The sequence below is a fragment of the Formosa sp. Hel1_31_208 genome (genome assembly GCF_900104785.1).
Lineage (GTDB): Bacteria > Bacteroidota > Bacteroidia > Flavobacteriales > Flavobacteriaceae > Psychroserpens.
Window position 1 is genome coordinate 2,772,379 of the sequence record NZ_LT629733.1, and the last position, 11,786, is coordinate 2,784,164.

The following is an 11,786-nucleotide window of genomic DNA, read 5'->3' on the forward strand; positions in this document are numbered from 1 at the left end:
TTTTTAAGTAATCGTTACGAGATTTATTGAAAATTGAGTATCTTCAAGCTCATAAAATTAAACCTAATTTTCATGTTCACAAAACACCTAAAAGCTGCAATCCTATGTAGCTTAATACTCTTTGCTAGCTGCAAAGAAGAAGCAAAAATCGAAGATAATAACACAATGAGTGACAACCTACTATTACAAGAATGGACTGGTCCATATGAGGGTGTGCCTGCTTTTGATAAAATGAATGTGAATGATATTAAAGACGCTGTAGAAACTGGAATGGCTCTTGGCTTAGAAGACATTGAGGCAATCGCTAATAATTCTGAAGCACCAACATTCGAAAACACCATTGTAGCATTAGAGGCCTCTGGCGACGAATTAAATCATGTATTTACATATTACGGCATACTAAGCAGTAATATGTCATCACCAGAATTTAGAGCAATACAAAGTGAATTGGCACCTAAACTTTCCGAATACAACTCAAAAATATCGCAAAATGAAAAGCTCTTTCAACGCATCAAAGCGGTTTACGACGCGTCACAAGAAATTCCATTACCAGCAGACCAACAGCGAGTTGTTGATTTGACCTATAAACAGTTTGAAATGAATGGCGCTAACCTAAATATTGAAAAGAAAAAGCGCTATGCCGAAATCAACAAAGAACTATCGTCGTTGTACACCACATTTTCTAATAATGTACTTCATGATGAAGAGAACTATGTAACGTATTTGAATAAAAATCAGTTGGGTGGTTTGTCAGAGTCTTTTATTAATTCCGCAGCTAAGATTGCAACCGATAAAGGGCAAGATGGGAAATACGCGATTACAAATTCTCGATCATCAATGGATCCGTTTCTTACATATTCTACAGAAAGAGAACTGAGAAAAATCGTTTGGACCAATTATTATTCAAGAGGTGATAATGGTGACGACTATGATAATAACACCCTTATCGCCGACATTTTAAAACTCCGAAAAGAGCGTGTTGGCCTACTAGGATATGAAAATTATGCCCAATGGCGCTTGCAAGATCGAGTGGCGAAAAACCCTGAAAACGCCATGGCTTTAATGGAAGCTGTTTGGCCTGCTGCGATTGCACGTGTTGACGAAGAAGTTGCTGATATGCAAGCCATTGCAGATACTAATGGAGATAACATCACCATTAAACCTTGGGACTATCGCTACTATGCGGAAAAAGTCCGACAAAATAAATACGATCTCGACAGCGATGAAGTAAAGCAATATTTGCAATTAGACAAACTCACCGAAGCTTTATTCTATACTGCTGGTCGTTTATTTAATTATAAATTTACACCCGTTGAAAGCGGGAAAGTTCCAGTATTTCATCCCGATGTAAACGTTTGGGAGGTTAACGATAAAGACTCTGGTAAGCATATCGGACTCTGGTACTTAGATCCATTTGCACGTCAAGGCAAGCGTTCTGGTGCATGGGCAACAACTTATAGAAGCTACACCTCCTATCAAGGAGAAACAAATGTTTTAGCGTCTAACAATTCAAATTTTGTAAAACCAGCACCAGGAGAGGCTGTACTTGTCTCTTGGGATGATGCGCAAACCTTTTTCCATGAGTTTGGTCATGCTCTGCATTTCTTCTCTAGCAACGTTAAATACCCAACGCTAAATGGAGGTGTAAGGGATTATACAGAATTCCAATCACAACTTTTAGAACGTTGGTTATCCACTGACGACGTGATCAATCAATTCTTAGTACATCATAAAACAGGAGAACCAATTCCAGCATCCTTGGTAGAAAAAATTAAAAAAGCATCGACTTTTAACCAAGGTTTTGGCACTACTGAATATTTAGCATCGGCACTTATTGATATGAAGTTGCATTTAGCTGATCCCACTGACATTGACATTGACACATTTGAACGCGAAACATTGGCAGAGTTGAACATGCCTGATGAATTGCCAATGCGCCATCGCACACCACATTTTGGTCACGTTTTCTCAGGCGAAGGTTATGCCACAGCTTATTATGGATACATGTGGGCAGATGTATTAACCAGTGATGCTTCAGAAGCATTTAGAGATGCCCCAGGCGGATTTTATGATGAGGAAGTAGCTGCGAAATTAGTGAAGTATTTGTTCGCACCAAGAAATTCTATGGATCCAGCTGAAGCCTATCGCCTATTTAGAGGTCGTGATGCAAAGATTGAAGCATTAATGCGTGATCGCGGTTTCCCAGTGCCTCAGAACTAAATTAAATAATATATGTTCCGCCTATCTTGTCTTCAATAGATAGGTGGAATTATCAAAATAAAATTAAAATTCTTACGTTTAAAGACCAAATTTTACATACCAATTATGAAACCTATTTTTAAATTTCTTTGTATTGCAATATTCTCGTGTGCACTTGTCGCATGTTCATCAAGTGATGATTCTACTGAAGATTGTACTAAAACCATTACTATTCCTCAAATTTATTTTGTCAATAATCAATCTTATAACTATGACATTTCTCAAGAAGTTCCATGTGATTTTCCAGAACCTGAAGATGCTGTTGTTGTTGAGCCTCCAACATTAGATAACTTTAACTATCAAGTATTAAGTTTCGTTTTTACACCAGATACAGGAAATAATACATCTCGCCTTCAATTTGAAATACAACTCAATAATCCAAATGATTTTGTTGCTAATGGTGTGCCTATATTAACAATTAGTTCTGACGAATTAGAGTTTTCGGGAAGCTATTCAAACAATGCAGCTGTGCCCTGTTATCAAATAGATGCCAATTCCAATTGCATCTTAACATTTGACATGGAAGAATCTTTAGACCTGGGTGCTCCAAGTTCAGTTGAATTATTAGATGTTGTGTATTATTTGACCAACTAAGCTTTAAAAAATATGCGAACTATTACGCTTTTATTACTATTTATTACGAGTTCATCTATGGTGTTTGCTCAAAACAACAATGACATAGAGCTGATTTCATCTACTATTGAGAATTATTATGAAGGGTATATTGAACGTGATATTAATAAACTGAATAAAGCCTTCGACACAGTTCATGGCACAATGAAGGTACCCGTCGTTGAAAATGGCAAGATTACCGCTTATGAGAATAGGTATTTTAAGGAGCTTATGCCTAAGTGGGGAAACAGAGAAAAACTTTCTGCTGTCGCATTACAAAACTGTGCGCTGACAATTTTAAATATTGATATTGAAGATGAAACCATTGCCTCCGCGAAAATGAGTATGAAAGTGGATAAGGTCACTTATATTGATATCTTGTCGTTACAAAAAATTGATGACCAATGGAAAATTACAAATAAAATCTTCAGTGTTGACAATCAATAACTTGATCTTTAATCTCAAGCATATGAATCAAACTAAATTATACTTGATTTTTATACAAACTCGGTAAACTAATCTTTAATCGCACAGCCAATAGTCTTGTAATAATTACAATGAGGCCAGCAATTACAAATATGAAATTGGTATCTGCAACGAATTCGCGCATCAAGAAATAAGAAAAACCACCCAAAATACAAGGTGTTGCGTAGATTTCCTTTCTAAAGATAATTGGAATTTCATTACATAAGATATCTCTTAATACACCTCCAAAACAAGCGGTCATGGTACCAAGTGCAATACAAATAATGGGATGTAAGCCTGACACTATACCCGTTTCAATACCTACAACCGTATACAAACCAATACCAATGGTATCGAACAAGAAGAGTGATTTGCGTAGGTAATTGATTTTGTTTTTAAGTAAAACCGCAAAAACCACTGAAGCAATAATGACATAAACATAGGTCATATTTGTCATCCATGACACTGGATGAATACCAACCATCATATCACGAAGTGAGCCTCCTCCTACTGCTGTTACAAAAGCAATAATTAACACGCCAAAGGCATCCATGCGTTTATCTAACGCAACCAAAACACCTGAAATTGCAAAGGCAATAGTTCCTAATATATCTACGACTTGAAAAAACATAGGTCTTTTTTAAAACAGTTCAACAAATTTACTTTTCAAATTTGATATGTCATGACTATTCTAGGAAAAATTGGAATTATCAAATTTCGAACTTGTTTCGAGAAAAGCGACTCACAAAATTTTCAAAGAACATTTTATTCGCCACTTACATGCCTTGAGTATAGTAGTTATAATCTTTTAAGATGATATCAATAAATTCCAAATCATTTGAATTGTAACCTTTAATTTCCATGACTTCCACAATCTTTTTTCGAAGTTTGATTAAGGTCTCATAGTCTCTCGAAGCTTTGGCTTTAACATATGTTTCTTTAATAATGCGTGCATCATTATCAGAAAGTTTAATAACATTAGGATACGTCGGTACATAACTATCATCCAACTCTTCTAATATGGTATGGCTGATATTCACATTGTTTTTAAGCGTAATCACAGACGTACCAGCTGTCATATCCCCTAGTCGTTGGCTCTTTTTACTGGTAACAATTGCAATAAGTGCCACAATACCAGACATCATATTTAAATCGATAATCCTAAAAAACCAACGCACCAAATAATCGGCTAACGCAGCTTGGTAACCATCAATTTTGACCACTTTGATTTTCATAATGCGCTTACCAATCGTTTGACCATCTAAAAATGTTTCAAAGATTAAAGAATAGAAAACCACTGGTAAATAGAAAGAGACGAGTATGGCTATTCTTGACCAATCATCCATGTCCTCTATTATCTTATCAATCTCAAATAAATTAAATACAATTTGATAGGTTACCACGAGATAAGCAATCTTTATTATCCAATCAATAACGTACGCCAGAATGCGCTCACCAACACTTGCTGCGATGAAATTTATATTGACGTTTTGTGTGGTATTTATTTGTAACTCTACCATTAATTGCTTTAATTTGAATGCGTATGAGAGAAGTTGCTTTTATTAAAGAAAATAAAGAAAAATGGCTCAATTTTGAAAAGGCTATTTTTGGAAAAACCCTTAAAAATCCTGATGAACTTGCATCTCTTTATATTCAATTAGTAAATGACCTATCCTACGCTCAGACTTACTATCCCAAAAGTAAAACAATTCTTTATTTAAACAACCTCGCAGCTAAAGCATTTCAAAAAATTTATAAAACCAAACGTGAAGACACGAACAGGTTCGTACATTTTTGGAAAACTGAAGTTCCGCTTATTGTCTATGAATACCGACGATATGTGCTCTATGCTTTTATCATCTTTATAAGTTTCATGACAATTGGAGCTGTTTCTGCAGCTTACGACGATTCTTTTGTGAGATTAATTTTAGGAGATAGCTACGTGAATCAAACCCTTGAGTATATCGAAGAAGGCGACCCGGTAGCCGTGTATAAAAGTGGTAGTAATTGGGGGAGTTTTATTGGCATTACCCTAAACAACCTTTATGTAGGTATTCGCGCTTTTATTTTTGGCATATTTGGCGGATTAGGTACGGCATTAGTTATGTTGTATAATGGTATTATGGTTGGTGCTTTTCAGTATTTTTTCTTTAAAGAAGGTGTGTTATGGGAGAGTGTTCGTGGCATATGGATTCACGGATCTATGGAAATATTCGCCATTGTTATTGAAAGTGCCGCAGGCTTGATTCTTGGCGCTAGTATCTTATTCCCTAAAACCTATTCAAGAATAACCTCATTTAAAATGGGTGTAAAAAATGGTGTTAAGATCTTAATCAGTACCTTCCCGTTCACCATTGCTGCTGGTTTTCTCGAAGGTTATGTTACGAGGTATTCCAATATCATGCCCAACTGGTTGTCTGTTGGTATTATTTTAGTAACCCTGAGTATCATTTCATTTTACTACTTAGTATATCCATTTCTTTTAAACAAAAAAATCAGAAAAGCCCATGCAATTATATAAATCCAGAGGTTTTGGTGAGTTCTTTCAAGATACCTTTGCATTTTTAAAGCAAAATGGTAGACACCTATTCAAACACTTTTTCATTGTTAATGGCATCTTTCTTTTGATCTTAATGGTCATGGGGTATTTCTTTAGTAAATTCTATACAGACATTCTTTTTGGAGGCCTTATGACAGGGAATACAAATGCCGTTGATGCATACATGAATGAAAATGTAGGGCTCTTCATTATACTAGTCTTTGTGTTTGTGATAGTAGGGCTGATTGCTGGTATTATTTCCTACTCATTTGTACCAATCTATTTGAAACTTTTTAACACCAATGAAGGTAAACAGTTTACCGCAACAGACATTATTAATGCTTACAAAGAAAATATCGGTAAAATTTTAATCTTTCTGGTTTGTAGTATTATTATTGCTATTCCTTTAATGATTTTTGTCGGGTTGATTGCTTTTGTGCTTACCATAACAATTATAGGGATATTAGGTCTGCCTTTAGTTTTAGGAGCTGTGAGTTTATACTATCAAGGTTCGCTAATGGAATACCTAGAACACAAAAAAGGAATTTGGAGCAGCTTTGGCTATTCATGGAAACTCATGAGTTCTAAATTCTGGGCGGCCATTGGCTGCGTGGGAATTTTTTACCTAATGAGTTATATTGCCCAAAACATCATAGCCCTCATACCTTATATCTTTTTTATTGTAGATATGGTGGCCGAAATACAACCAGGCGTTAATCCCGACCCTCAAGAACTTGGTAAATCAATGACGGTAGTTATGCTAGCTATTTTCTTATTAACCTTCTTGGTGAGTACCTTTTTGAATATTATTGTACAACTTAATCAAGGCATTGTATTTTATAGCTTAAAAGAAGACAATGAAAATATTAATACGAAGAGTGATATTGATCTCATAGGTGCAGGTGAATAAATATTTGTACCTACATATCATCCTATTGTTCTTCGGAATATCCTATCACGCTCATGCATTGGATACTGACACCGCAGTTATTTTGCAAACTTTGCAAGACTCGGTCTATATCGACAAAGAACCTATAGAGAGGCGTCAATATAACGATCTTAAAGATAAATATAGCGGTAATGAATTTATCTATGAGCGGACGGTAGAGAACTCGGGGTGGTGGTCGAGATTTAAACAATGGCTATCCGATTTTTTTAAAAATCTTTTCGATATCAATTCAGATGCTAGAGCCTCAGATTTCACTGATACAGCCTTAAAGATCTTTTATATAGTCATCTTTTTATTAGTAGTCTATTTCATTGTAAAAGCCATCATTAATAAAGAAGGAAATTGGGTCTTCGGAAAATCATCCGACAAGAATATCATTCCTGTTGTTGATGTGGAACATAATATTCACGAAGCCGATTTCAAAACCCTGATTTCTAAAGCTGAAAGTGAGGATAATTATCGATTAGCCATTCGATATTATTACTTATGGCTACTTAAAACACTTTCTCAGGCTGAAGTTATTGAATATGATGTCGAGAAGACCAATAGTGACTACTATCTGGAAATAGACAACGAAACGATTAAAAAAGAGTTTTCATATACCTCATATCTTTACAATTATATATGGTATGGCGAATTTGATATCGATTCCCAGCAGTTTGACAAAGCCAAAAATGCATATACTCAATTTTTAAAAACCCTTTGGAAATGAGTAGAACGCTAAAAATATATGTCGGTATTTTGGTCCTGCTATTAGTAGGCATCATCGCTATTGAATTCTCAACACCTGTCCCAATAAATTGGACCAAAACGTATAATGAGACACATAAAATCCCTTATGGTACCTTCGTGTTCTATGAGGAACTAGATTACTTGTTTCCTGAAAGTAAAGTGCAAGATATTAAAACAACCCCTTACGAGTTTTTTGATGATTATTTCAGTTGGGAAGACAGCACCTATTTAACCACAGGCACCTATATTCTTATTGATGATTATCCTGAAATGGATAATACATCTGCTCAAGAATTGCTAGATTTTGCCTCTTTTGGTAATGATATTTTTATCTCAAGTAACTACTTCCCTGATCGCCTATTGGATTCTCTCGGATTTAGTATTCGGAATAAATATAATTTAAAAGGAAAGGCGGAGTTTACATTAACCAATCCGCGCTTTAAAAATGACTCTATTGCTGTTGAAAAAGGCATGAGTAATATTTATTTCTCAGATATTGACACGTTGTATACCACTGTTTTAGGACATCAGAAATTTGCAGATTCCACCTATACCAACTTTATCAAAACATCTTGGGGTGATGGCTATTTCTATATTCATCTTCAACCAGTAGCTTTTACCAATTATAATTTATTGAAAAAATCAAATCAAAAGTATGTGTCTAGTGTCATGTCATATCTTAGTGACGATACCATCTACTTCGATTCCAGAAACAAAAGAGGCAAAGAACTGGGTAGTTCTCCATTACGATTTATATTTAGTCAACCACCATTGAAATGGGCTTGGTATCTCGCTTTGATTACTACCTTACTATTTATGATCTTCAATGCCAAACGAAAGCAACGTGTTGTAAAAGTGATTACACCACTAAAAAATACGACGGTAGATTTCACTAAAACCATCGGAAACTTATATTATGAAACTAAAGATCATAACAATCTCATAGAGAAAAAAATCACTTACTTCTTGGAGTATATACGTCGTGTCTACTATTTAGACACACAGCTTCTAGACGATAAGTTCGTCAAAAATTTATCTTTAAAATCTGGAAAAGATAACAGCGACGTTAAAAAATTAATAAACCAGATTGTATATTTAAAAGCAAAAACAAATTGTAGTGAAGGAGATTTATTACGATTAAACAACGCTATTGAAGATTTTTATACCACATAATTTATGGAACATTTAGACGACAAGCAGAACGAAGATTTAACGCCAAATAACGAGCAATTTGATGAGTCCTTGTTAGGTAATACATCAAAAACCAATACTTCGGAAGAAGGGGCAAGCACAGATGCTGATATTAGTTTTAAAAATCGTATCGACCTGAGTGAGCTTCAGGACGGTATTGAACTTATTAAAAATGAGATTGGGAAAGTTATCGTTGGACAAAAAGGCATGATTGATATGCTCATCGCCTCTATCTTAGCTAACGGTCACTCCCTTATTGAAGGTGTTCCCGGAGTTGCAAAAACCATTTCTGCTAAATTATTAGCCAAATCCTTAAATATTGGATTTAGCCGAATTCAATTTACGCCAGATTTAATGCCTAGTGATATCTTGGGAACCTCTGTATTTAACATGAAAAATTCTGAATTTGAATTCAAACAAGGTCCTATTTTCTCAAATATGATCTTAATTGATGAGATCAATAGAGCACCTGCAAAAACACAAGCTGCGCTTTTTGAAGTGATGGAAGAACGCCAGATTACTATTGATGGAAACAAATATAAAATGGATCTCCCTTTTATTGTGTTGGCAACTCAAAACCCAATAGAACAGGAAGGAACGTACCGCTTACCAGAAGCACAGTTAGACCGTTTTCTTTTTAAAATAGATATTGATTATCCAAATGTAGAAGAAGAAGTAGAGATACTCGTACGTGAACAAAACCTTCAAGGCGCCCTTAAAACTGACCAAGTGACTGCACATTTAAGCAGGGCACAGATTAACAAATTTCAAGGTTTAGTAGATCAGGTGATTATTGAATCACACCTCATCAAATACATTGCAGATATGATTATCAGTACTCGTAATAATCCGTTCTTGTATTTGGGTGCTTCGCCAAGAGCATCTATTGCTATTTTAAAAGCAAGTAAAGCTTTTGCGGCCATGGACGGTCGCGATTTTGTGACGCCTGAAGATATTAAACGTTCTGCCATACCAGTATTACAACATCGTGTAATAGTGACTCCAGAGCGGGAAATGGAAGGTGTCACTACAAAACAAATTATTAAGCAAATTATTGAAGCCGTAGAAATTCCGAGATAATCGAGAACCCTATAACATAAACCATTGAAACGCATTAAACCCTTTTATTTACAAAACAGATTTTTCTATGCTTGCATAGGCATCATGGTATTGTTTGTTTTGAGCTTTATCTTTCCAAGAGGTTTTGCCGTTGTAAAGCTGTTACTGCTGTTATTAGTAACCCTTACCGTTTTAGATACCATTATTTTATTTGTGGCAAAAAATGGTGTTAAAGGGAATAGAAACTTACCCGAGAAGTTTTCGAATGGGGATCAAAATCCGGTGCATTTAGTGATTAATAACTACTATACGTTTCCCGTACATGTAAAAATAATTGATGAAATTCCTGAGCAATTTCAAGTACGGAATTTTAGCATCGAACGGAAACTCGACCCGTCGAGCTCATCGGAAATACAATACCAATTAAGACCTGTAGATCGCGGTGAGTATCACTTCGGAAAATTGAATATTTACGTCACCTCTGTTTTTGGATTAATTGCACGACGCTTTATTTCCGAAGATAATGCCATGATACCAACCTATCCAAGTTTCATGCAATTGAGAAAGTATGATCTTATTGCCATTAGCAATAATTTATTGCAATATGGTATCAAGAAAATTAGAAAGATTGGTCATACCATGGAATTTGAGCAAATTAAAGAGTACGTGCTGGGTGATGATTTACGTACCATTAACTGGAAAGCGACAGCTAAAAGCAACCAATTGATGGTGAATCAATTTCAAGACGAAAAATCACAACCCGTTTATTCTATTATCGATAAAGGTCGTGTGATGAAAATGCCTTTTGAAGGTCTCACACTTTTAGATTATGCGATCAATGCCTCATTGGTGATTTCTAACGTTGCACTAAAAAAACAAGATAAAGCTGGGATTTTAGCCTTTTCAAAAAAGGTTGAGAATATTGTAGTTGCTCAACGACGTACCTCACAAATGAATCTCATATTAGAAACACTCTACAATGTGAGTACCGATTTTTTTGAAAGTGATTACAGCAGACTTTATGCCGATGTGAAACGAAATATCACACAGCGCAGTTTAATGCTCTTGTATACCAATTTTGAAACCTTAGATAGTCTACACCGACAATTACCGTATTTGAAAGGTATTGCTAAAAACCATTTATTGGTGGTAATTTTCTTTAAGAATACTGAATTAAATACGCTAATTACAGAAAAAGCAGAAACCGTTCAACAAGCTTACGATAAAGTTATTGCAGAAAAATTTGCCTTTGAAAAACGACTTATCGTTAACGAACTCCAAAAATATGGCATCCAATCTATACTCACCTCTCCACAAGATTTAACCATCGATACCATTAACAAATATCTGGAAATAAAGGCGCGAGGACTCCTTTAAATGCCCTTATACTACAATTCAACCATAACATTTGACAATTCAGTGAGACACTTTAGGTAACATTTTATTTTCGTTTGATATTTGAGCTATTAATAACAATCAAACCATTAAAACACAATATCATGAAAACTTTATTTTTAAGCTTCGCATTACTTATGTCCACTTTAGGATTCGCACAAGATACAACAGGACATTCCATTACAGTTACTGTAGAAAACTTTCTGACTAACGACGGAAAAGCAGTCATCTCGTTACATACTTCTGAAACCTTTATGAGAGGCCCAGGATTACAAAATCTAGATGCTAATATCGTAGATGGAAAAGCAACATTCACATTTAAAAACGTACAAAGCGGAGAATATGCCCTATTAGTTCTTCACGACAAAAACGGAAACAATCAAATGGATTTTGAAGATAATGGCATGCCTAAAGAAGCTTATGGCACATCTAATAGTCCGAGAAGTTTTGGACCTCCAAACTACGATGAGGCTAAATTTAAATTAGAAAAAGACGTAGAACTTTCCATCCGACTTTAATACTAATTACTGTCATCAATCGAATAGTTAGTCAATTCTTATAAAAAAGAGCCTTAATGGATAAGGC

Annotated in this window: 12 protein-coding genes; 10 read left to right on the forward strand and 2 right to left on the reverse strand. The window is 35.2% G+C overall.

The annotated features are described in order from the left end of the window. The first annotated feature begins 72 nt into the window (after window positions 1-72). From BLT57_RS12580 to BLT57_RS12590, 3 genes are all read left to right on the forward strand, one after another. Entirely contained in the window at window positions 73-2,220 is a 2,148-nt protein-coding gene (locus BLT57_RS12580) for a M3 family metallopeptidase (RefSeq protein WP_091426139.1), read from the forward strand. Window positions 2,221-2,325: 105 nt separating this feature from the next. Further along, window positions 2,326-2,853, forward strand: a complete 528-nt coding sequence (locus BLT57_RS12585) for a hypothetical protein (protein ID WP_091426142.1) — start codon at window positions 2,326-2,328, stop codon at window positions 2,851-2,853. A gap of 12 nt (window positions 2,854-2,865) precedes the next feature. Further along, window positions 2,866-3,318, forward strand: coding sequence for a nuclear transport factor 2 family protein (locus BLT57_RS12590; protein ID WP_091426144.1), 453 nt, complete (start codon window positions 2,866-2,868; stop codon window positions 3,316-3,318). Between the two features lie 37 nt (window positions 3,319-3,355). On the opposite strand, the gene BLT57_RS12595 is transcribed toward BLT57_RS12590, so the two are convergent. Further along, window positions 3,356-3,967, reverse strand: coding sequence for a trimeric intracellular cation channel family protein (locus BLT57_RS12595; protein WP_091426145.1), 612 nt, complete (start codon window positions 3,965-3,967; stop codon window positions 3,356-3,358). Window positions 3,968-4,112: 145 nt separating this feature from the next. Continuing rightward, on the reverse strand, window positions 4,113-4,856 hold the full coding sequence (locus tag BLT57_RS12600; protein WP_091426148.1) for an RDD family protein: 744 nt from the start codon (window positions 4,854-4,856) through the stop codon (window positions 4,113-4,115). A gap of 23 nt (window positions 4,857-4,879) precedes the next feature. On the opposite strand from BLT57_RS12600, the gene BLT57_RS12605 reads away from it, so the two are divergent. The 7 genes from BLT57_RS12605 (at window position 4,880) to BLT57_RS12635 (ending at window position 11,719) form a co-directional block, all read left to right on the forward strand. Then, window positions 4,880-5,857 (forward strand): stage II sporulation protein M, encoded by a 978-nt coding sequence (locus BLT57_RS12605; RefSeq protein WP_091426822.1) that lies wholly within the window; start codon window positions 4,880-4,882, stop codon window positions 5,855-5,857. Beyond that, window positions 5,844-6,785, forward strand: coding sequence for a hypothetical protein (locus BLT57_RS12610; RefSeq protein ID WP_091426150.1), 942 nt, complete (start codon window positions 5,844-5,846; stop codon window positions 6,783-6,785). Before BLT57_RS12605 ends, BLT57_RS12610 begins: the two co-directional genes overlap by 14 nt. Continuing rightward, the gene (locus tag BLT57_RS12615) at window positions 6,778-7,536 is read left to right on the forward strand and encodes a DUF4129 domain-containing protein (RefSeq protein WP_157717188.1); all 759 of its coding nucleotides are present in this window, start codon (window positions 6,778-6,780) and stop codon (window positions 7,534-7,536) included. Before BLT57_RS12610 ends, BLT57_RS12615 begins: the two co-directional genes overlap by 8 nt. Further along, a complete protein-coding gene (locus BLT57_RS12620; protein WP_091426153.1) occupies window positions 7,533-8,729 on the forward strand; it encodes a DUF4350 domain-containing protein in 1,197 nt (398 codons plus the stop codon). The genes BLT57_RS12615 and BLT57_RS12620 overlap by 4 nt, the downstream gene beginning before the upstream one ends. Window positions 8,730-8,732: 3 nt before the next feature. Next, a complete protein-coding gene (locus BLT57_RS12625) occupies window positions 8,733-9,827 on the forward strand; it encodes a MoxR family ATPase (RefSeq protein ID WP_091426155.1) in 1,095 nt (364 codons plus the stop codon). A 24-nt stretch (window positions 9,828-9,851) separates the two neighbouring features. After that, window positions 9,852-11,183, forward strand: a complete 1,332-nt coding sequence (locus BLT57_RS12630) for a DUF58 domain-containing protein (RefSeq protein ID WP_231928701.1) — start codon at window positions 9,852-9,854, stop codon at window positions 11,181-11,183. A gap of 122 nt (window positions 11,184-11,305) precedes the next feature. Then, entirely contained in the window at window positions 11,306-11,719 is a 414-nt protein-coding gene (locus tag BLT57_RS12635) for a DUF2141 domain-containing protein (protein WP_091426158.1), read from the forward strand. The last annotated feature ends 67 nt before the right edge of the window (window positions 11,720-11,786 follow it).